Origin of the sequence: Deinococcus phoenicis (assembly GCF_000599865.1) — a bacterium.
Taxonomy (GTDB): Bacteria; Deinococcota; Deinococci; order Deinococcales; family Deinococcaceae; genus Deinococcus; species Deinococcus phoenicis.
This window is the reverse complement of record NZ_JHAC01000070.1, coordinates 43,347-63,540: the sequence shown is the minus strand read 5'-3', so window position 1 is coordinate 63,540 and position 20,194 is coordinate 43,347. Positions and strand designations below refer to the sequence as shown.

Genomic DNA, 20,194 nt, shown 5'->3' with positions numbered 1-20,194 from the left:
GGCCCCCCCTGCGCTATCCTCCCCTCCCGATGCTGCCCGCCGACCTGCTCGCCTTCCTCGCCGCACGCGGCGGTCGTGAGTTCGCCGTCACCGCCTGCACGCGGCAGGGCCACGGCAAAAAGACACGGCTCCACGAGATCGGCGTCTACCAACTGACCGCCCGGGGCGAGGAGGTGCAGGCCACCGGGCCAAGTGAGCAGACGCGCCTGCTTACCCGCGCCACCTTTCTGGAGGTGTTCGGCGGGTACGAGTTCCGGGACCCGCAGCCGACCGGCGTGCTGATGGACCTGGGGCCGCTGTTCGGGTAAAGAAAAGGGCCGGGCACGCCATCTGCGCCCGGCCCCTCAGCGGTCCTGCTCCTACTGCTGGTTGTTCGGAATCGAGAACGCCTGGAGGTTCACCGTCACGTCGCGGGTCTGCCCGTCACGGCGCACCGTGAGGCGCAGGGTATCCCCGATGCGTTTGCCGATCACGGCGCGGCTCAGGTCAGCTCCCTCGGTGATGGGCTGGCCGTCCACGGCGGTGATGATGTCGCCCCCCGCAGCGATCCGGTCCGGTCCTGACCCGGCCGGCGCGGCGGTCTGGGGGCTGCCCTTCAGCCCGGCCTGTGCGGCGGGGCTGCCCGGGTAGACCTGCTGCACCAGCGCGCCGCTGGCGGGGAGGCCAAGCGCTTGGCGCTGGTCCTGCGGCACGGCGCTCAGGTCGGTGAACAGGATGCCCAGGGTAGGCGTCTTGATCTCGCCCCCGGCCTGGAGCTGCGGCAACAGGTGCTTGACGGTGTTCACGGGAATGGCGAAGCCCACGCCCGCGCTCTGGCCGACGCCGGTGGCGGCTCCGGCGGGCGAGAGAATCTGGGTGTTCACGCCGATCACCTGCCCGGCACTGTTCAGGAGGGGACCGCCGCTGTTGCCGGGGTTGATGGCCGCGTCCGTCTGGATCACGTTCTGGTTGACTTCCTTCGTTCCGACCGGCACGGTACGCTCCAGGCTGCTGATGATGCCTTCCGAGACGCTGAAATCCAGCCCGAACGGCGCCCCCAGCGCAATGGCCTTGAGACCCACGTCGAGCTGTGAGGAGTCGCCCAGCGGAATCGGCTTGATGACCCCCTGCGGCAGCCCTTCGGCGCGGATCAGGGCCAGGTCGAAATCGGGGGCGCGGCCGATCACCTTCGCCTTGTAGGTCTGCTTGTGGCCGTGCAGGCGGATGGTGATCTCGCTGGCGCCCTCGACCACGTGGTTGTTGGTGATGATGTCACCCTGCGTGTTCACGAAAAAGCCGCTGCCGGTGCCCTGCTGCACGCCGCCACCGCTGCCGCCGTCCTCCGGCAGGCTGAAGCCGAACTGGTCCTGAAGCTGCCGGCGCAGTTGGGCCTGGGGACCGTCCGGCGCGCTCTCGGTGACACTGACGTAGACCAAGCCGTCCTGGCGGTCCTTGACGACCTGCACGGTGTTCGCCTCGGACTCGGTGCGGGCACGGCCCGAGTCGAGGACAGTCGGGGTGGAGGGATTGGCCTGGGCGGTCACGGCGGGCGGCGTGCCGGTCAGCCCGGCCCCCGCCACCTGCGCACTCGACCGCTCCGACAATTCAAAGCCCGCAAACGCGCCGAGCGCGAGCGTTCCGGACAGAGCCAGCAGCGAGAGATTCCTGTTCATGCGCAGCAGTCTGCCGCACGCCGGTTACACGGCGGTTAAAACGCGCGCTGGCCCGGCCGACCGGCAAAGACCCCCGCCGGGGAAGGCAGGGGCCGGATGCTGTATTGGATTTTGGGGGAAGACGCTGGGGGACGGGGGGGGGCGTTACTTCTTGCGTTTGGCCGGGGCGGGGCCTTTCTTGCCGCCGCCGCCGCTGGTGCGTTCCTTGGCGTCGCGCATGAAGGAGCGCAGCTTGGCCTCGAACTGCGGACTCTGGCGTCCGATGGCGCGGGGACGCGGCACTTCCTCGGGTTCTTCCAGCAGCTCCTTGATGGAGAGGTCGAGGCGGCCCCGCTCGTCGCGGCCCAGCACCTTGACCTCCACGTTCTCGCCTTCGCGGACGTGGTCGTGGATGTTCCGCACAAAGGAGTGCGCAATCTGCGAGATATGCACGAGGCCGGTCTCGCCGTTCTCGAACTGGATGAACGCACCGAAATCGGTCACGCGCGTGACGCGGCCTTCAACGACCGCGCCGGGATCAAGCTGCACCAAGGGTGCCCTCCTGAATCAGCATAAGTCACATTCTATACCATGCCCGCCCGCCTTGCATTCACGGGCCGGCCCAGCATGCAGGTAAAGTGAAGACGATGAAGCTTCGCGGCACGCTCGGCGGCATGAACCTCCTTCTCGAACCGGGCGACACGGCGGAGGGCGTCGCGCAGGCGCTGGCCCCACGCGCGGAGCTGCTCGGCGCGAACGTGACCCTGGAAGTGCAGGGCGATACCGACCCCGGCGCGCTGGAAGCCGCGCTGGCCGCCATCCGGGCCGCCGGGGGCACACCGGGCCGCGTGCGCGCCCCCCGCGTTACCGTGGCCGGGCCGGCCAGCAGCGAGGAAGGCAGCGCCCGCACCGTGATCCTGCCGCACGGCCTGCGCGCGGGCTTCCGGGGCGACTACCGGGGCAGCGTGGTCATCCTGGGCGACGTGAATCCCGGCGCGGAGGTCGTGGCGGGCGGCGACGTGATCGTGATGGGGGCACTGCGCGGCGTGGTCCACGCGGGGCACGGCGGCAACGCGGACGCCATCGTCTGGGCGCGGCCCATCGCCAGCGCGCAGATCCGCATCGGGGACGCCGTCGCCCGCGCCCCCGAGGGCAGCAGCCTTAGCACCATGAAGAAGCTCGAAGGGCCGGGGGGCGCCGAACTCGCCCGACTACAGGGCGGCACGATCGTGATCGAGGCGCACCGGTAGGCGGCGCACGGAACGCAGGGGACAGGCCAGCACCTTCCCCCTCTCTGAATCGTTTCAGTTCGGCCCAGTTTCCTGCTACGCTCTGGGCATGACGCAGCCTCTGGCCGGTGAGCTGAAGTGGTGGCAACGCGGGATCATCTATCAGATCTACCCGCGGTCGTTTCAGGACGCCAGCGGCGACGGCGTGGGCGACCTGCGCGGCATTACCTCCAGGCTGCCCTACGTGGCGAGCCTGGGCGTGGAAGCGGTGTGGCTCTCCCCCATCTTCCGCAGCCCGATGCGCGACTTCGGGTACGACGTGGCCGACTACTGCGACATCGACCCGCTGTTCGGCACCCTCGCGGACTTCGGCGCGCTGGTCGCGGAGGCGCACCGCCTGGGCCTGAAGGTGATGCTGGACTATGTGCCCAACCACACCTCCTCCGATCACGCCTGGTTTCAGGAGGCGCGGCGGGGCAAGGGCAGCCCGAAGCGCGACTGGTATGTGTGGCGCGACCCGGCCCCGGACGGCGGCCCGCCCAACAACTGGAAATCGTTTTTCGGGGGAAGTGCCTGGACCTTCGACCCCGCAAGCGGCCAGTACTACCTGCACCAGTTCCTGCCGGGCCAGCCGGACCTGAACTGGCGCAATCCCGAGGTGCGCGCCGCGATGGCGGACGTGCTGCGCTTCTGGATGCGGCGGGGCGTGGACGGCTTCCGGGTGGACGTGATCTGGCTGCTGGCCGAGGACGAGGCGTTCCGTGACGAACCCGCAAACCCCGAGTGGCAGCCCGGCCAGATCGAGCACGCCAGCCTGCTGCATGTCCACACCCAGGACCAGCCGGAGACGCACACCTATATCCGCGAGCTGCGGCAGGTGCTCGACGAGTTCGAGGACCGGATGATGGTGGGAGAAATCTACCTGCCCACCGAACAGCTGCTGCCCTACGCGGGCACGCCGGACGCGCCGATGGTGCATCTGCCCTTCAACTTCCACCTGATTCTGCTGCCCTGGGACGCCCTTCAGATTCGCGCCTTCGCGGACAGCTACGACGCGGCCTGCCGGGCGGCGCAGACCTGGCCGAACTGGGTGCTGGGCAACCACGACCAGCCCCGCTTCAGGTCGCGGGTGGGCGCGGACCAGTCCCGGGTGGCCCAGACGCTGCTGCTGACCCTGCGCGGCACCCCCACCGCCTATTACGGCGACGAGATCGGCATGGAGAACGTGCCGATTCCCCCCGAGCGCCTGGTGGACCCGGCGGGCCTCCAGCAGTCGGACGTGCCGGGCGCGGGCCGCGACCCCGAGCGCACGCCGATGCAGTGGGACGGCGGCCCGAACGCGGGGTTTGCCCCGGCGGCCGTGACCCCCTGGCTGCCCCTGGCGGACGACGCCGACCGCGTCAACGTGCAGGCGCAGGAGGGAGACCCGGCCAGCGACCTGAACTACTTCCGCGCCCTGACAGCGCTGCGGCGCGAGCATCCGGCCCTGGTGGGCGGCGAGTACCGCTCGCTGGAGACCGGACACGCGGACGTGTTCGCCTTCGAGCGGACACTGGGAGAGGCGCGCGTGGTCGTGCTGCTGAACTTCGGCGGGGAAACGCGGGCGGTGGGTGAGCTGGCAAGCGGGCAGACACTGCTGAGCAGCCTGGAGGACCGGCCCAGCGCCGGGGCGCCGCTGCGGCCGAACGAGGCGCGCATCCTTCTCGGCCAGTAGGGCACTTCTCGCGGGAGCTGGGGTCCCCGGTGCAGGAGGCTTATGCTTCTGGCATGGGCTTCCTGATTCGGCTCCTGGTGAATGCGCTGGCGCTGTACCTCCTGACGCGGGTGTACGGGGGCGTGAGCTTCGCGCCGGGCACGGACGCCGTGAGCGTGATTCTCGCGGCGCTGGTGCTGGGCATCGTGAACGCGCTGATCCGGCCCGTGCTGCTGCTGCTGAGCCTGCCGATCAACCTGCTGACGCTGGGCCTCTTTACGCTGGTGGTGAACGGCGTGGTGCTGTGGCTGGTGGCGAACGTGACCTCGCTGGATGTGGCGAGCTTCGGGGCGGCCATCCTTGGCGCGCTGATCCTGACCGTCATCAGCTGGCTGCTGGACGCCGTGATGGGCGCGCTGGGCCTGGACGGGGGGCGGGATTGAAACCGTCCACCCCCTCCTCCACCGCCCCCTCTCCCAATCTGCGTGTCGTCACCACACCCGCCGAACTCCGCGCGGCGCTGGCCGGGGGGGGCCGCGTGGGGCTGGTCCCCACGATGGGCTACCTGCACGAGGGGCACGCCGCGCTGATCCGGCAGGCCCGGCGGGCGTGCGGCGTGGTCGTGGTCAGCGTCTTCGTGAACCCGAAACAGTTCGGGGCGAACGAGGACCTGGGCCGCTACCCCCGCGATCTGGAGCGTGACCTGGGGGTCGTGGGCGCGGCGGGTGCGGACCTGCTGTTCCATCCGGACGCGGCCACGATATACCCGGCCGGCTACGCCACGACCGTCTCGGTCAGCGGCGTGTCCGGCCCGCCGGAGGGAACCTCGCGCCCGGGCCACTTCGACGGCGTGACGACGGTGGTCCTGAAGCTGCTGAACCTGGTGCAGCCGGACCGGGTGTACTTCGGAGAAAAGGACTGGCAACAGCTCGCGGTCGTGCGGCGCATGGTCCGGGACCTGAATGTGCCCGTGGAGGTCGTGGGGGTGCCCACCGTGCGGGAGGCGTCGGGGCTGGCCCTCAGCAGCCGCAACAGCTACCTGACGCCCGGGCAGCAGGCGCGGGCCACCGTTCTTTCCCGTGCCCTGCGGGCGGTGCAGGCGGCGGCAGCGGCGGGAGAACGCGGGGCGGCGCAGCTGCGGCAGGCGGGCCTGGAGGTGCTGGCGCAGGAACCGGAAGTGCAGCTCGACTACCTGACGGTCGTGGACAGTGACATGCAAGAAAGAGCGCGTGTGGAGAATGATCCCATGACCCGCGTGCTGGTGGCCGCCCGAATGTTCGGCGTGAGGCTGATCGACAATGTGCCGCTGTGGCCCGTGCCCCTCGGGCCAGAGGGTGGGGAAGCGTGACGCTCGACGAGCTGCTGTACGAGATGGTGGCCCGCCGCGCCTCGGACGTGCATCTTCAGGTCGGCAGCCCCCCGATGGGCCGGGTGGACGGCCACCTGCTGCCCTTCGGGACGCAGCCGCTGATGCCCCCGGACACCGTGGCGCTGGGGCAGGCCCTCCTGACGCCCGAGCAGTGGGAGGATTTCGAGTACCGCAAGGAGCTGGACCTCGCGTACAGCGTGCCCGGCCTGGGCCGCTTCCGCTGCAACGTGTTCCGGCAGCGCGGGGCCGTCGGCATCGTGATGCGGACCGTGACCGACGCTATCCCCAGCTTCGAGACGCTCGGCCTGCCCGCCGAGGTCATGCGCGGCTTCGCGGCGGCTTCGCGCGGGCTGGTCCTGATCACCGGCCCCACCGGCAGCGGCAAAAGCACCACGCTCGCCTCCCTGATCGACCACATCAACCGGACCTACGCCTACAACGTCATCACGGTGGAAGACCCCATCGAGTTCCTGCACCGCAACCGCAAAAGTCTGGTCGTGCAGCGCGAGGTCGGCGCGGATACCCGCGACTTCCGCACCGCCCTGAAATACGCGCTGCGCCAGGACCCCGACGTGATCATGATCGGCGAGATGCGCGACAAAGACACGGTGGAGGCCGCGCTTTCCGCCGCGCAGACCGGGCACCTGGTCCTCTCGACGCTGCACACCCAGGACGCCGTGCGCAGCGTGAACCGCATCATCGACTTCTTCCCGCCCCACGAGCGCGACCAGATTCGCCTGCAACTGGCCGAGTCGCTGGTCGGCATCATCAGCCAGCGCCTGCTGCGCCGGGCGGACGGCGAGGGCCGCGTGCTGGGCAACGAGGTCTTGCTGAACACGCCCCTGGTGCAGGACTACATCAAGGACGAGGAAAAGACGGCGCTGATCAAGGACGCGCTGATCGAGGACAATATTCGCGGCATGCAGACCTTCGACCAGCATCTGGTGCAGCTCTACCGCCACCACCTGATCACGCTGGAAGAGGCCCAGGCCGCCGCCACCAGCCCCCACGAGCTGAAGCTGATGATCACCCGCGCGGGCTTCGCGTACTGAGCGCGGCGTGGGCCGGACTGCAGATTTCCAGAACAGGCTGATGGCCTATACTGGACCGCTATGACCAAGACCCGCATCACCATGACCCAGCGCGGCTACGACAAGCTGCGGGAAACGCTGGAGTACCTCAAGACCACCCGCCGCGAGCAGATCAGCGAGTACATGGGGTCCGCCATCGCCGACGGCGACCTGCGCGAGAGTGCCGCCTACGACGAGGCACGCATGCAGCAGAGCGAGAACGAGGCGCGCATCATCGAGCTGGAAGACCAGCTGGAACGTGCCCAGATCATCGAGGAGGACACGTCCGGCGGCATCGGCCTGGGCGCAAAGGTGCGCGTGCGCGACGAGAGGGGCAACGAGCGGCAGTTCGAGCTGGTCGGCACCTACGAGGTGGACGTGCTGAAGGGCAAGATCAGCGACGCCAGCCCCATCGGCCAGGCGCTGAGCGGCAAACGCGCCGGGCAGACCGTGACGGTGCCGCTGCCCAAGGGCACGGCCAAGTTCGAGGTGCTGGAAGTCACGTACAGCTGAAAGCAGCTGAGCCGGGACAGCCGGTGGGGAGGCGGGGGCCGGAGGGTCCGTGCCTCCCCGTTCTTTTCGGAGTCTCTGCACAACGTGCCGAATGGGTAGAATGCGCGCTGTCGAATGGAATCACTTCCAGTCCGTCTCTCGCCCCAGCAACGGAGGACTCCCCCATGACCATCAAGCGTTCCAGCGGCGTGCTGCTGCATCCCACCAGCCTTCCCGGCCCCTACGGCATCGGGGAACTCGGCACCCAGGCCCGGCACTTCGTGGACTGGCTGGCCCAGGCCGGGCAGACGTACTGGCAGGTGATGCCGCTCGGCCCGACCGGCTACGGCGACAGCCCGTATCAGGCCTTCAGCGCCTTCGCCGGGAATCCCTACCTGATCGACCTGGGGACGCTGCGGGAAGAGGGGCTGCTGCACCCCAGCGACTTCGAGGGCATGCCGGCCTTCGATCCGGCCCGGGTGGATTTCGGGTTGCAGTACGTGTGGCGCACGCAGATGCTGAACCGCGCCTACGCGCATTTCGCCTTTGGCGAGCGTCCGGAGCTGAAGGCCGACTTCGGGGCCTTCGAGGCCGAGGAAGCCGCCTGGCTGGACGACTACGCCCTCTTTATGGCCCTCAAGGACGCCCACGGCGGTCTGCCCTGGAACGCCTGGGAAGCGGGGACCCGCGACCGCGAGGCGGAGGCGCTCGCTGCGGCGCGTGAGCAGCTGGCCCCCACCATCAAGCGGGTCAAGTTCATCCAGTTCCTGTTTTTCCGGCAGTGGCGGGCGCTGCGCGAGTACGCCCGCGAGCGGGGCGTGCAGGTGATCGGGGACATCCCGATTTTCGTGGCGCTGGATTCCAGCGACGCCTGGGCGAACCGCGAGCAGTTCTATTTCGACGACCAGGGCCAGCCGACCGTGGTCGCGGGGGTGCCGCCGGACTACTTCAGCGAGACGGGGCAGCTGTGGGGGAATCCCCTTTACCGCTGGGACGTGATGGAGCAGGACGGCTTCGGGTGGTGGGCCGAGCGTTTCCGGGGCAGCCTGAAGCTGTACGACCTCATCCGCATCGACCACTTCCGGGGCTTCGCGGCGTACTGGGAGGTCCCCTTTCCCGCCGAGACTGCTATCCATGGGCGCTGGGTCCCCGCACCCGGTCACGCGATGCTGGAGGCCGTGCAGCGCGCCCTGGGCAGCATGCCGATCATCGCGGAAGACCTGGGCGTCATCACGCCCGACGTGGAAAAGCTGCGCGACGACTTCGGGCTGCCGGGCATGGCCGTCCTGCAATTCGCGTTCGGCGGCGGCGACTTCAGCGTGAACGACTTCTTGCCTCACAACCTGCGCGCGAATCAGGTCGTGTACACCGGCACCCACGACAACGACACCTCGCGCGGGTGGTGGCAGCACGCCGAGGAGCAGGAGAAACACAACTTCCGGCTGTACACCCACAGCGACCCCAGCGAGGAGACCTTCGCGTGGCAGCTCACGCGGATGGCGCTGGAGAGTCGTCCGAACCTCGCCGTCGTGCCCCTCCAGGACCTGATGAACCTGGGCAGCGAGGCCCGCATGAACCTGCCCGGCACAACCGGCCCCCAGAACTGGACCTGGCGCTACCTCGCGGCCGACCTGCGCCCCCACCTCGCCGTAAACCTGCGCGAGCTGACGGAACGGACCGGGCGGGTGTAGGGGGCGGAGGTCGTGGGTCCAGGGCAGAGGCTCCGGCTCCCGCGTCCTTTTCCCCACAACCTCCAACTCATAACCCACTACCCTGTCCCCATGAAGCTCTACACCAGAACAGGAGACGGCGGCTCGACCGGCCTGTACGGCGCGGACCGGGTCAGCAAGGCACACGCACGGGTCGAGGCCTACGGGACCGTGGACGAACTGAACAGTGTGATCGGGCTGGCGCGGGCGCACCACACGCACGGTCAGCCGCCGACGGGTCCGCAGCCCGGCGGGACGCTGGACGCCGACCTGGAATACCTCCAGAACGCGCTGTTCGACCTGGGGGCCGACCTCGCCACCCGGCAGGACAGCCCCTATGCCAAAAATCTCAGCCGCATCGACGCCCAGGACACGGCCTTTCTGGAGGCGATGATCGACCGCTATCAGGAAGACGCGCCGCCCTTTACCGGGTTCGTGCATCCCGGCGGCACGCCCGCCGCCGCCAGCCTTCAGATCGCCCGCGCGGTCGCCCGACGCGCCGAACGGGAAGTGATCCGCCTGGCGCAGGAAGAGGCGATCAATCCCCACGTGCAGGTGTACCTCAACCGCGTCTCCGACCTGCTGTTCGTGATGGCCCGCGCCGCCAATCAGGCTGCGGGTCTGAGCGAGCAGGCGTGGACCGTGAAAAAGCGGCGGTAGCAGGAAGCGGAGCGCGGGAAAGTCTCGCGTCCCGCGCGCGGCCTACGGCATGTTCAGAAAGTCCAGAATCGCCCGCGCGATCGCCTCGGCCACCCGGTCACGGTAGGCGGGCTGGGCGAGGCGGGGACCCTCGACGGGGCTGCTGCCGAACCCGATCTCGATCAGAATGGCGGCGGTGGTGGGGTTGCGGATCACGTAAAAGGCGTCGGTCTGCACGCCCCGGTTCATGGCCCCGGTCGCGGCGATCAGGCGCGACTGCACCTTCTGGGCCAGCTGACGCGAGAAGGACAGCTTGGCCTGGGCCAGCAGGTCGCCCAGCAGGTTCTGGGCGCTGCCCGCCGCGCGGCGGGTCAGTTCCTGCCCGACGCTCCCGCCGCCGTTTTCCGTGACGGCGAGGCTGCGGCTGCGCCCCGGCATGGGCTGCCCGAAGTAGTACGTCTCAATCCCCTGCCCGGCGGGGTCCGTCGAGGCGTTCACATGAATGCTGACGTAAGCGCTGGTCTTGTCGTTGGTCGCCAGCTTGGAACGCTTGTCGAGGTCGGTGGCCTTGTCCGCGCTCAGGTCCGTGTTGCTCTCGCGGGTCATGACCACGTCCACGCCGTGTTGCCGCAGCACGTCGCGCACATGCAGGGCCACGTCGAGCGTCACCGCGTGTTCCTGGACCCAGCGGCTCTGCATCCCCGGATCGACGCCGCCGTGGCCGGGGTCGAGCACCACGCGGGGCCGCGTGACGGCGCGGGTGCTGGCAGGCCGCGTCACGGCAGCGGGGGCGGCGCTGCGGACAGGCAGGGCCGGGACCCGCGCGGCCGCCGCCGTCGGCACGTCAATGACCAGGCGGGCGGGCTGACCGCCCTGGGAGGGAATGACCTGCACTTTCGCGTCGGCGTGGCCCTTCGCCAGCGTGACCGTCACGGTACCGCCCGCGACCGCGTAGGCCGTGACGCCGGGCGCGCTGAGCGGCCCCCCCTCGGCCCGCAAGGTGACGCCCAGCTTCACGGTGACGCTCTGGCCGGTCACGCGGGTCGTGGGGTTGGCCGGACTGGAGGACACCTGACGCGGCAGGTCGAACACGACCCGGGTGTAGCTGCCGTGCGTCCCCACGCGGGGCGCCGCCGCCGCCGTGGACGCGGCGAGCAACAGGAAAAGAAGAAGTTGCTTCACTGCCTGGAAGTGTAGCGCCGAACACCGTGCAGAAAGATTAAAGCCCGCGTGAACCAGCGGCTTTCCGGGAAGCCGGGCCAGGGACAGTACCCAGGCCGGAGTCGCCCCAGGCACACGCGCGTGGTGTGAAGTTGGACTGCCGCACCTCGCGGGGCTGAACCGAAGCTGATTCGGCCGCTCACGCCGCTCAGGGGGCGGGCGCTAGGGTGGGGCACATGAACCGTTTCCTCCTCTCGCTGCTGGCCACGCTGACGCTGGGGACGGGAAGTGCCGTGTCCTTTGGCGGCCTGAACGTCACGCCCCGGGGTCCCCAGAACCTGAATCTGGAAACGGGCGCGACCGACCTTCCGCAGGGCGGCACCGCGACCGACGCCACCACCGGGCTGCGCCTGAGCGCCGACCAGATGCAGCTGGCCCCCGGCGAACGCCTCAGCGCGCAGGGCGCGACCCTCACCACCCGTCAGGGCGGCACCCTGCACGCCCAGAGCGTGACCTACGACCTGAAACTCGGCACGGTCACCGCGTCCGGCGACGTGACCTACAACGACGCGCGGCTGAAGAACCTCAGCGCGGGCCGGGTGGTGCTGCACGTGAAGACCGGCTTCGTGACCGCCCAGGGCCGGGTGAAGGCGACGGCCCCCGCCCTGAGCGCGGAGACGCTCGTGTTCGACACGCGGACCGTGCAGGTCCTGCTGAGCGGTGACGCCCGCCTCACCCTTCCCGTCAAGGGTCAGCAGGTCGTGGCCGGAAGCAGGCCGCTGCTGCTGACCTTCAGCGGGAATCGCCTGCTGCGCGCTACGGCCGGCCCCGATGCCGCCGCCGTGAGCCGTTTCGCCCCCTACCTCCGGTAAGGGCCTGAGAAGCGGCCCTCAGAGCATGGGGCAGCATGACGGCCCTCGGGGGAAAGCACCACTGGAGCAGTTATCCGAAGGGAGCCGGAGGAGGAAAAACACCTTCTCCGGCTCCCTTCTCTCTTTCGGAGCTTGGCAAGTCCCGGATGCTCTCCCTATTTCACCCGCTCCCCTCGGCCAACGCCTGCGGAAAAACGCCGCATTCTGATGGCAACGGCTTCAGGCTGGGGCACAGTTCAGAAGAGGGGATAGCCGGTGATGCTAGGCAGAGCCGTCAGGTGTCCCAGGCCCAGGACGGCCTCCACGAACAGCGGCGCGAGGTCGGGGTCGAACTGCCGGCCCGCTTCGCGCAGCAGGGAGCGGGCCGCCTCCTGCTCTGTCCAGGCGGGCTTGTAGGGCCGCCTTTGGGTCAGGGCGTCGAACACGTCGGCCAGGCTGACGATTCGCGCACTCAGCGGGATCTGATCGCCGCGCAGCCCCGCCGGATAGCCGCCGCCGTCCCAGCGCTCGTGGTGCGAGCGCACGGCTTCCCGGGTGGCCTGGGGCAAGAACGGCAACCCCTCCAGCAATTCCACGCCCCATTCGGGATGCTGGAGGATCACGCCGTACTCCAGGGGATCGAGCGGGCCGGTTTTCTGGAGAATCGCCTGGGGCACCCGCGTCTTGCCGATATCGTGCAGCGCCGCGCCCCAGCGCACGGCCCGGACCTCGTCCGGCGCAAGGCCCAGGGCGGCGGCCAGCCGTTCGGCCTGAAGCACCACGCGGCGGACGTGCTCCGCGTGCCAGCCCTCCTGGCCGACCCCCAGCAGGCAGATGAGGTGGTCCAGCGTGTCCGCAGCCTCGCGGGAACGGTCGGCGGCGAGACACAGGCCATCCAGCCCGGCCCCATCACGCGCCGGGAAGGGACGGCTCTCCGGACGTGGGACGCCCCGGGCCAGCCACGCCGCCGCAGGGTCTGTGAGCGGGGCCTCAGCCACGGCTTTCCCTGGCACTCCACCGGAAGCCCACGTTCAGGGAGAGCCGGGGGAGGGAGGGACCGGGGCCGCCACTCATGAACGCAGCCTAGGGCGCGAGCTGTGAGCAGGGCGTGACGGGCCTCGCGGCGCCCCTCGCGGCGGCCCCCGGTCACGCGGCCCCCACGCTAAGGTGGGCCATGCTTCGCGTGCTGTTTGTGGGAGACGTGTACGGGCAACCGGGCCGCCGGGTGCTGGGCGCGCATCTGCCGACCCTCCGCCCCGGCTTCGATTTCGTGATCGTGAACGGCGAGAACGCTGCCGGGGGCTTCGGCCTGCACCGGGAAGCCGCCGGGGCCATCCTGAAGGCGGGCGCCGACTGCATCACGCTGGGGAATCACGCCTGGCACCACAAGGACGTGTACGCGCTGATGCTGGACGAGAACCAGTATCCCATCGTGCGGCCCCTGAACTACAGCGACCCCGGCACGCCGGGCGTGGGCTGGCGCACCTTCGAGGTGAAGGGGAAGGGCGGCACCGAGCGCCTGACGGTCGTCAACGTGCTGGGGCGGGTCTTCATGGAGGCGGTCGCCAACCCCTTCCAGGCGGTGGACGAGCTGCTGGAGCGGCCCGAACTGGCGGGTGGGGAACTGGGCAGCGTGTTCGTGGACATCCACGCCGAGGCGACCAGCGAGAAGGCGGCGCTGGCGTGGCATCTCGACGGGCGGGTGGCCGCCGTGATCGGCACCCATACGCACGTGCCGACCGCCGACACGCGGATTCTGCCGGGCGGGACCGCCTTCCAGACCGACGCGGGTTTTACTGGCCCCCTGAACAGCGTCATCGGGGCCGACCCGCAAGGCCCCATTCAGAAGTTCCTGACCGAGCGGCCCTGGCGCTTCAGCGTGGCGGGCGGCCCGGCGGAGCTGAACGGCGTGATTGTCCAGATAGAGGGGAACCGCGCCCTGAGCGTGGAGCGCTACCGTTACGCCGAGGAGACCTAGAGACATGACGCACAGTGCAGCGGGTTGGACATGGGGCTAAGCAGCGACGTGAACATGCTGGGGCGCACGCTCGGACAGGTGCTGCGCGAGCAGGAGGGCGAAGACTTCTTCGACCTGGTGGAGCGCACGCGGGCGCTGGTGCGCGAGGTCCGGGCCGGGGGCGACGACGCCGAGCTGCGCGCGCTGCTTTCCGGCCTGGACGCGCAGGCCGCCGGGAATCTGGTGCGGGCCTTTACCTGGTATTTCCAGCTGGTGAATCTGGCCGAGGAGTACGAGCGGGTACGGGTGCTGTCGCAGGCGCGGGGCGTGCGGCCCCAGAGCCTGGAGCAGGCCTTCACGGAGCTGAAGGCCCAGGGCGTCACGGCGGAGGAGGCCGAAGCGCTCCTGGCGCGGCTGGACCTGGGCCTGACCTTCACCGCCCACCCCACCGAGATGCGCCGCCGCACGGTCCGCAACCATCTGGTCGAGATCACGCGGGACATCCCGAGCCTGGAGGGCGAAGGGCTGGACCGGGTGGCCGCCCACGTCGAGGCGCTGTGGGGCACGCCCGAGCTGCGCCGCCTGAAGCCCACCGTTCAGGACGAGGTCAAGGGCGGCCTGAGCTATGTCACCTCCATCAGTCAGGCGCTGCCGGAGCTGCAACGCGACCTCGCGCGGGCCTTCCGGCAGGTGTACGGGCGGGAGACCCAGGCGCACCTGCCCCTCTCCTTCAGCTCGTGGATGGGCGGCGACCGCGACGGCAACCCCTTCGTGACGCCGGACGCCACCCGCGAAACCCTGGGCCTGCACCGGGAACGCGCGCGCGAGGTGCTGCTGGCGGCGGTGCGGCAGGCCTACACCGACCTCAGCCAGGAGGAAGCTGGCGAGGGCCAGACGCAGGAGGACACCCCGGGGCAGGCAGCGTACCGACTGGAACTGCGCGAACTGCACAGTGCCCTGCGGGACGGCGAGCGGGTGGACCTCGTGCCCCGGCTGGAAGCCCTGCAAACCCGCCTGCACGCCGAGGGGCAGCGCCGCAGCGCCGACCTGCTGCTCACGCCGCTGCTGACGGTCGCCCGCGTCTTCGGGCAGCACCTCGTCAGCCTGGATATCCGCGAACACAGCGCGCAGACGGGGGCGGCGGTCGCGTGGCTGCTCCGGGAGGCGGGCGTGGAGCCGGATTACCTGAAGCTCCCCGAGCACGCCAAGCAGGAGGTGCTGACCGGTGAACTGCGCTCGCGCCGCCCGCTGTGGCCCGCCGGGGAGGCGCTGCCGGAGGAACTGGACGCCGCCATCGGCCCCATCCGCGAGGTCCAGGCCGCCACCCGCGTGAGTGGGCCGCGCGCCTTCGGGCGGTACGTCATCAGCATGGCGGAGAGCGTCAGTGACGTGCTGGAACCGCTGCTGCTGGCGCGCGAGGTGGGCTTCCGCATCCTGCCCGTGCCGCTGTTCGAGACGCTTGCCGACCTGGAACGCGCCCCACAGGTCGTGTGGGAACTGCTGAGCGTGCCCGAGTACCGCGCCGTACTGGGTGGGGACGTGCAGGAGATCATGCTGGGCTACAGCGACTCCAACAAGGACGCGGGGTTTCTGGCGGCGAACTGGGCGCTCCACGAGGCCCAGCGCCGGATCAGCGACGTGTGCCGCCGCGCGGGAGTCAGGTGGCGCTTCTTTCACGGGCGCGGCACCTCCATCGGGCGGGGGGGCGGCCCGGCGTCCCGGGCGATTCTGGGGCAGCCCGCCGGGACCATCGACGCGGGCATCCGCATCACCGAACAGGGCGAGGCGCTGGCGGACAAGTACAGCCATCCGGTGCTGGCGCGGCGCAATCTGGAACAGGCGCTCTACGGCCTGCTGCTGGCCGCCGCCCGGCCTGCCGGGGAGCCGCCCGCCGAATGGACCGCCGCCATGACCCGCGCGGCCCGCGCCAGTGCCGCCGCCTACCGCGCCCTGGTGGATGACCCCGACTTCCTGCCCTTCTTCGAGGCGGTCACGCCCATCCACGAGATCGCCCGGCTGAACATCGCCTCGCGGCCCGTGCGCCGCCCCGGCGCGCCCACCCTCACCAACCTGCGCGCGATTCCCTGGGTGATGAGCTGGACCCAGAACCGCGCCAACCTGCCCGGCTGGTACGGCCTGGCCGAGGGCCTGCGCGAGATCGGCCCCCACCTCGCCCGGCAGATGTATGCGGGCTGGCCCTTTTTCCGCACCGTGCTGGACAACGCCCAGATGAGCCTCGCCAAGAGTGACTTTCTGATCTTCGCGGAGTACCTGCGCCTCTCGGGCGAACACCGGCTGGCGGGGCAGCTCCGGGACGCCTACGACGAGACGGTGCGGCGGGTGCAGGAGGCGGTCGGCGCGGAACTGCTGGCAAATGAGCCACGCCTGCGCGAGAGCATCAAGCTCCGCAACCCGTACATCGACCCGATCCACCGCATTCAGGTCGAGCTGCTGCACCGCGCCCGCAGCGCGGAGAGCGGCCCCGACGGTGCCGGGCTGGACGCCTCCGAGCGGCCCCTGCTGCTCAGCCTCCAGGGCATCGCGGCGGGGGTGCGGAACACAGGGTAACTCTGGACCGGCTCAGTGGCCCGCCTGCTTGCGGCGGAGGGCCTCGCTGCCCTGGCGCACGAGTTCCGCCGCGCGCCCGGGGCCACGCACGGCCAGCACCTCGAACTGCTTGCCCTTGGCCGCGTTGTAGTTGACGAAAAACTGCTGGAGCTGCTCGACCACGGCGCCCGGAAGCTGATCGACGTGCGAGATCTTTTCGTACAGGTACGACGACTCGGCCACGGCCAGCAGGCGGTCATTCCGCGCGGTCCGGCCGTCCTCGGTCTGCTCGGCCTCCATCACGCCCAGCAGGCGCACGGTCAGCAGGCAGCCCACAAAGGTCGGCTCGTCCGTGAGGACCAGCACGTCGAGCGGGTCGCCGTCCTCACCCAGCGTCGAGGGCACGAAGCCGAAATCCAGCGGAAAGGCCATGCCCTCGGCCAGCAGGCCGCCCAGCTCGAACAGGCCGGACTCCGGGTCGTAGTCGAACTTGCTGCGCCGGCCCCTGGGCGTTTCGACAATCGCCCGGCAGCTCTGCCTGGCCGAGTCGAGGTGGTGCGGCAGCGTCGTGAGGTCAGCCATATCCGTCTGATAGTAGGAAGGCGGAGCCGCCGCCGGAAAGGCCCCCGGCCCTTAGCATGTCCACATGTGCCGCCTCCCCCTCCTCGCCGCGCTGCTCGCCTCGGCGGCGGGCGCGCAGGCCCCCTCCCCTGCTCACACCGCTGCCCGGCCTTCCTTCGAGGGGCAGGTGGTCTATCAGGTGATGCCCGACCGGTTCGCGGACGGCAATCCAGCGAACAACGCGAGCGTGAACCGCTCGGACCCGCGCGCCTGGCACGGCGGGGACCTCGCGGGCCTGACGGCCAGGCTGCCCTACATCCAGCAGCTGGGAGCGACGGCGGTGTGGCTCACGCCGATTTACCGGCAGCAGGCGGCCAGCAGCTTCGATACCGCGCCTTATCACGGCTACTGGCCCGCCGACTTCCGCGCTGTGGACCCGCACTTCGGGACGCTGGCGGACTTCGGCACCTTTGTCAAGGCGGCGCATGGGGCGGGGATGCGCGTGGTGCTGGATCAGGTCATCAACCATTACGGGTACGAGGCGGGAGCGGTGAAGGCGCATCCGGCCTGGTTCAATGGACCGGCCGACTGTGCCGCGACGAAAAACAAGGACGTGGACTGCCCCCTCGCCGGACTTCCCGACCTGCGGCAGGCGAACCCTGAGGTGCGGGCGCTGCTGCTCGGCAACGCCGACTTCTGGCGGGGGCAGGGCGTGGACGCCTTCCGCTACGACGCGATTAAGCACGTCGGAGGTCCCTTCCTGAACGAGCTGCTGGCCCGCGACCGCGCCGCCGGGACCTGGACCCTGGGCGAGTGGTACGGGGCAGACACCGGGACAGTGGCCGACTGGCAGCGGGCCGGATTGGACAGCCTGTTCCTGTTCAGCCTCCAGGCGGCCATGCAGCAGAGCATCATGGACGGGCAGGGGCTGAGCCGGGTGGCGAGCGTGCTGACCCGCCAGGGCGAGCTGCCCCGGCCCGGCGAGGTCGCCCTCTTTCTCGACAACCACGACGTGCCCCGCTTTGCCCAGGGCAGCCTGTTCGAGGATCAGGGTCAGGCCCGCACCCGCTACGGCCTGCGCGCCCTGATGACCCTCCGGGGTGTGCCGGTGATCTGGCAGGGCACCGAGATCGCCATGAGGGGCGGCCCCGACCCCGACAACCGCCGCGACATGCGATTTGAGCACGCGTGGACGCCCGCCGAGCGGCAGGTGTTCGGGACGGCCCGGGACGCGATTGCCGTGCGCAAGGCCAGCCGCGCCCTCAGCGCCGGTACCCAGACGCTGCGGCCCATGCCCACCCGCCTGGAAGACGACCTGTTGCTGCTGACCCGCGAGGTGCCGGGAGAGCGCGTGCTGGTCGCCTGGCATAACGGCAGGGCCAGGAAGACGTACAGCGTGCGCCTGAGTGCCCTGGGCCTGAAGGCAGGGCCGCAGCCCGTCACGCGCAGCCTCTTTGCGGGGCAGGACGCCAGACTGAGCGTGAGCGGCGGCTGGCTGCACCTGAGCCTGCCGGGAGGAGACGCGGCGGTCTTTGCGCTGAAGCCCTGACCCCCGGGTTGACCGTCCGGGTGGACGTCACGCACCCCGCGCCCCTCCGGTGTCCGCCGTGCATTAGCATGCTCCCCGATGCGTTCTCCGTTGCCCCGCGCCGTCCTGACCCGCCTGGAAACCGGACGCCTGGTGGTCCTGAGCGTGCTGCTGGGGACGCTGGTCGGCGGTCTGTGCATTCTGCTGCGGCTGGCGCTGGACCTGCTGGTGAACCTGGGCGCTGAGGTGACCGGCTACGCTCCCCCCGGCACGCCCGGGGAAGGCGGCCTGCTGATGGCCTTCGGGACGGCGCTGCCCTGGGGGATGCTGGCGCTGCCGGTGGTCGGGGCCGTCTATGCCTGGCTGGTGCCGCAGGACGCCGGGGACCCGCTGGCGCAACTCGTGCGCGGGGCGCACGCGCGCGGGCAGTGGCCCGGCCCGCTGATGCAGGCGCGCACGCTGGCGGGGACCCTGCTGGGCTACACGGCGGGCCTGCTGGTGGGCCGCGACGCGCCCTTCACGATGCTCGGGCAACTGGGGACGCGGCTGCTGCGCCAGGCCACCCGGCTGGACACCGTGGAAACCCGCACGCTCACGCTGGCGGGGGCGGCGGCGGGCCTGGGCACCGTGCTGCATGCGCCGCTGGCCGCCGCCGTCTTGATCGCCGAGGTGCTGTACCGCCGCTTCGAGTTCGAGTTCGAGGTGCTGATGCCCTGCGTGCTGGCCGCCGTCGCCGGGTACGCCGTGTACGGCGCGGCCTTCGGCTTCACGCCGCTGCTGAGTGTGGAAGCCCTGCAAGTGCCCGCGTTCGCGCAGGCCCCGGCCTTCCTGGGGGTGGCCCTGGCCGTCACCCTGGCGGCGTGGGCATCGCTCTTCGCCTGCCGCGTGATCCCGGAAAGGTGGACCACCGGGGTCTGGCGACCCCTGGCGGGCGGCCTCTTCGGCCTGCTCACGGCGGCCATCGCGGTCTGGAGCACGCCCGCCGTGCTGGGGGACGGGGCGGGCTGGGTGCAACTGGGCCTGTCGGGATTCCTGGGGCCGGAGGCGCTGGGGACAGGCGCGTGGCGCTGGCTGCTGCTGGCCCTGGGGGCGCGGCTGGCCTTTGGCGGGGGCGTGCTGCCCTCGGTCGGCGTGGGCGGCCTGCTGGGCGCGGGACTCGGGACCGTGCTGGGCGTGGACCCGGCAACGGCGACGCTGATCGGCGCGGTCGCGTTCCTGACCGTCACCCTGAATGCCCCGGTCGCGGCGGCGCTGCTGGCCGTCGCCTGGGGCGGGGACGCGCTGCTGCCCGCCTCGCTGCTCACGGCGGGCCTCGCGCACGTGCTGAGTGGCGAGTCGGGCCTGTTGCCGGGCCAGGTCCGGTCGCGGGGGGCGAGCGCCGTCCACGCGGGTGTGCCGCTGCTTCCCGACGGGGTGCGCTTCGTTCCCCGCCGCGCCCCCGCCGCGCCCGGCACCCCCCTGCATGCCCCCTCCTCCAGCGACGAGGGCGGCCCGGTCCCGCTCGCCTCCGAGCAGGAACTGTACCGGCGGGCCGTGCCGCAGGGCTGGCAGGGCGCGCGCCTCGCCGTCCTGGCCCTGCCCCCGGGCGTGGAGGTCGTGGGCATCGTCCGGGACGGGACGGTCCGCATCCCCCGCCCCGAACTGCGCCTCACCGCCGACGACGAACTGGTCTTCCTGGCGCGGCCCGACGCTTACGCCGCGCTGGAAGGCGTGCTGCGGTTGCCGGGAGCCTGAGGCGGGGTCCGCCCCCACGTTCG

Annotated in this window: 19 protein-coding genes; 14 read left to right on the top strand and 5 right to left on the bottom strand. The window is 70.5% G+C overall.

Annotated elements, in window-relative coordinates:
* The first annotated feature begins 29 nt into the window (after positions 1 to 29).
* On the top strand, positions 30 to 308 hold the full coding sequence (locus tag DEIPH_RS16465; RefSeq protein WP_034360175.1) for a hypothetical protein: 279 nt from the start codon (positions 30 to 32) through the stop codon (positions 306 to 308).
* 51 nt (positions 309 to 359) lie between these two features.
* Here the strand turns inward: DEIPH_RS16465 and DEIPH_RS16460 are convergent, their stop codons facing one another.
* On the bottom strand, positions 360 to 1,652 hold the full coding sequence (locus tag DEIPH_RS16460; protein ID WP_034360174.1) for a S1C family serine protease: 1,293 nt from the start codon (positions 1,650 to 1,652) through the stop codon (positions 360 to 362).
* Between the two features lie 144 nt (positions 1,653 to 1,796).
* A complete protein-coding gene (locus tag DEIPH_RS16455) occupies positions 1,797 to 2,183 on the bottom strand; it encodes a S1 RNA-binding domain-containing protein (RefSeq protein ID WP_034360172.1) in 387 nt (128 codons plus the stop codon).
* A 95-nt stretch (positions 2,184 to 2,278) separates the two neighbouring features.
* Between DEIPH_RS16455 and DEIPH_RS16450 the strand changes: the two genes are divergently transcribed.
* The 8 genes from DEIPH_RS16450 (at position 2,279) to DEIPH_RS16415 (ending at position 9,853) form a co-directional block, all read left to right on the top strand.
* Positions 2,279 to 2,881 (top strand): septum site-determining protein MinC, encoded by a 603-nt coding sequence (locus DEIPH_RS16450; RefSeq protein WP_034360349.1) that lies wholly within the window; start codon positions 2,279 to 2,281, stop codon positions 2,879 to 2,881.
* A gap of 88 nt (positions 2,882 to 2,969) precedes the next feature.
* Entirely contained in the window at positions 2,970 to 4,574 is a 1,605-nt protein-coding gene (locus DEIPH_RS16445) for an alpha-amylase family glycosyl hydrolase (RefSeq protein ID WP_034360170.1), read from the top strand.
* A gap of 53 nt (positions 4,575 to 4,627) precedes the next feature.
* On the top strand, positions 4,628 to 4,996 hold the full coding sequence (locus tag DEIPH_RS16440; protein ID WP_034360168.1) for a phage holin family protein: 369 nt from the start codon (positions 4,628 to 4,630) through the stop codon (positions 4,994 to 4,996).
* 38 nt (positions 4,997 to 5,034) lie between these two features.
* The gene (gene panC, locus DEIPH_RS16435) at positions 5,035 to 5,901 is read left to right on the top strand and encodes a pantoate--beta-alanine ligase (protein ID WP_034360347.1); all 867 of its coding nucleotides are present in this window, start codon (positions 5,035 to 5,037) and stop codon (positions 5,899 to 5,901) included.
* Positions 5,898 to 6,974, top strand: a complete 1,077-nt coding sequence (locus DEIPH_RS16430; RefSeq protein WP_034360166.1) for a type IV pilus twitching motility protein PilT — start codon at positions 5,898 to 5,900, stop codon at positions 6,972 to 6,974. Before panC ends, DEIPH_RS16430 begins: the two co-directional genes overlap by 4 nt.
* Positions 6,975 to 7,034: 60 nt before the next feature.
* On the top strand, positions 7,035 to 7,505 hold the full coding sequence (gene greA, locus DEIPH_RS16425; protein ID WP_034360164.1) for a transcription elongation factor GreA: 471 nt from the start codon (positions 7,035 to 7,037) through the stop codon (positions 7,503 to 7,505).
* Between the two features lie 164 nt (positions 7,506 to 7,669).
* A complete protein-coding gene (malQ, locus tag DEIPH_RS16420) occupies positions 7,670 to 9,175 on the top strand; it encodes a 4-alpha-glucanotransferase (RefSeq protein ID WP_034360162.1) in 1,506 nt (501 codons plus the stop codon).
* Between the two features lie 90 nt (positions 9,176 to 9,265).
* Positions 9,266 to 9,853, top strand: a complete 588-nt coding sequence (locus tag DEIPH_RS16415) for a cob(I)yrinic acid a,c-diamide adenosyltransferase (RefSeq protein WP_034360161.1) — start codon at positions 9,266 to 9,268, stop codon at positions 9,851 to 9,853.
* 42 nt (positions 9,854 to 9,895) lie between these two features.
* Here the strand turns inward: DEIPH_RS16415 and DEIPH_RS16410 are convergent, their stop codons facing one another.
* Positions 9,896 to 11,014 (bottom strand): N-acetylmuramoyl-L-alanine amidase family protein, encoded by a 1,119-nt coding sequence (locus DEIPH_RS16410; protein ID WP_034360160.1) that lies wholly within the window; start codon positions 11,012 to 11,014, stop codon positions 9,896 to 9,898.
* 215 nt (positions 11,015 to 11,229) lie between these two features.
* Between DEIPH_RS16410 and DEIPH_RS16405 the strand changes: the two genes are divergently transcribed.
* Positions 11,230 to 11,865, top strand: coding sequence for a hypothetical protein (locus DEIPH_RS16405; protein ID WP_034360158.1), 636 nt, complete (start codon positions 11,230 to 11,232; stop codon positions 11,863 to 11,865).
* Between the two features lie 236 nt (positions 11,866 to 12,101).
* Here DEIPH_RS16405 and DEIPH_RS16400 read toward each other — a convergent pair whose 3' ends face one another.
* The gene (locus DEIPH_RS16400) at positions 12,102 to 12,842 is read right to left on the bottom strand and encodes an HD-GYP domain-containing protein (protein WP_051517460.1); all 741 of its coding nucleotides are present in this window, start codon (positions 12,840 to 12,842) and stop codon (positions 12,102 to 12,104) included.
* 176 nt (positions 12,843 to 13,018) lie between these two features.
* Here DEIPH_RS16400 and DEIPH_RS16395 point away from each other — a divergent pair, with 176 nt between their 5' ends.
* Both DEIPH_RS16395 and DEIPH_RS16390 read left to right on the top strand, forming a co-directional pair.
* Positions 13,019 to 13,822 (top strand): TIGR00282 family metallophosphoesterase, encoded by an 804-nt coding sequence (locus DEIPH_RS16395; RefSeq protein ID WP_034360156.1) that lies wholly within the window; start codon positions 13,019 to 13,021, stop codon positions 13,820 to 13,822.
* A gap of 30 nt (positions 13,823 to 13,852) precedes the next feature.
* Complete coding sequence (locus DEIPH_RS16390; RefSeq protein WP_034360343.1) at positions 13,853 to 16,369, top strand: phosphoenolpyruvate carboxylase; 2,517 nt, start codon at positions 13,853 to 13,855, stop codon at positions 16,367 to 16,369.
* 12 nt (positions 16,370 to 16,381) lie between these two features.
* Here the strand turns inward: DEIPH_RS16390 and DEIPH_RS16385 are convergent, their stop codons facing one another.
* Positions 16,382 to 16,930 (bottom strand): inorganic diphosphatase, encoded by a 549-nt coding sequence (locus tag DEIPH_RS16385; RefSeq protein WP_034360154.1) that lies wholly within the window; start codon positions 16,928 to 16,930, stop codon positions 16,382 to 16,384.
* Positions 16,931 to 16,994: 64 nt separating this feature from the next.
* Between DEIPH_RS16385 and DEIPH_RS16380 the strand changes: the two genes are divergently transcribed.
* Positions 16,995 to 18,458, top strand: a complete 1,464-nt coding sequence (locus tag DEIPH_RS16380; protein ID WP_034360152.1) for an alpha-amylase family glycosyl hydrolase — start codon at positions 16,995 to 16,997, stop codon at positions 18,456 to 18,458.
* A 78-nt stretch (positions 18,459 to 18,536) separates the two neighbouring features.
* On the top strand, positions 18,537 to 20,171 hold the full coding sequence (locus DEIPH_RS16375) for a chloride channel protein (RefSeq protein WP_034360150.1): 1,635 nt from the start codon (positions 18,537 to 18,539) through the stop codon (positions 20,169 to 20,171).
* Positions 20,172 to 20,194 lie beyond the last annotated feature (23 nt).

Coding starts and splice junctions, on each gene's coding strand:
- DEIPH_RS16465 (WP_034360175.1), top strand. CDS start 30: ATGCTGCCCGCCGACCTGCTCGCCTTCCTCGCCGCACGCGGCGGTCGT.
- DEIPH_RS16460 (WP_034360174.1), bottom strand. CDS start 1,652: ATGAACAGGAATCTCTCGCTGCTGGCTCTGTCCGGAACGCTCGCGCTC.
- DEIPH_RS16450 (WP_034360349.1), top strand. CDS start 2,279: ATGAAGCTTCGCGGCACGCTCGGCGGCATGAACCTCCTTCTCGAACCG.
- DEIPH_RS16445 (WP_034360170.1), top strand. CDS start 2,970: ATGACGCAGCCTCTGGCCGGTGAGCTGAAGTGGTGGCAACGCGGGATC.
- DEIPH_RS16440 (WP_034360168.1), top strand. CDS start 4,628: ATGGGCTTCCTGATTCGGCTCCTGGTGAATGCGCTGGCGCTGTACCTC.
- greA (WP_034360164.1), top strand. CDS start 7,035: ATGACCAAGACCCGCATCACCATGACCCAGCGCGGCTACGACAAGCTG.
- malQ (WP_034360162.1), top strand. CDS start 7,670: ATGACCATCAAGCGTTCCAGCGGCGTGCTGCTGCATCCCACCAGCCTT.
- DEIPH_RS16415 (WP_034360161.1), top strand. CDS start 9,266: ATGAAGCTCTACACCAGAACAGGAGACGGCGGCTCGACCGGCCTGTAC.
- DEIPH_RS16405 (WP_034360158.1), top strand. CDS start 11,230: ATGAACCGTTTCCTCCTCTCGCTGCTGGCCACGCTGACGCTGGGGACG.
- DEIPH_RS16395 (WP_034360156.1), top strand. CDS start 13,019: ATGCTTCGCGTGCTGTTTGTGGGAGACGTGTACGGGCAACCGGGCCGC.
- DEIPH_RS16390 (WP_034360343.1), top strand. CDS start 13,853: ATGGGGCTAAGCAGCGACGTGAACATGCTGGGGCGCACGCTCGGACAG.
- DEIPH_RS16385 (WP_034360154.1), bottom strand. CDS start 16,930: ATGGCTGACCTCACGACGCTGCCGCACCACCTCGACTCGGCCAGGCAG.
- DEIPH_RS16380 (WP_034360152.1), top strand. CDS start 16,995: ATGTGCCGCCTCCCCCTCCTCGCCGCGCTGCTCGCCTCGGCGGCGGGC.
- DEIPH_RS16375 (WP_034360150.1), top strand. CDS start 18,537: ATGCGTTCTCCGTTGCCCCGCGCCGTCCTGACCCGCCTGGAAACCGGA.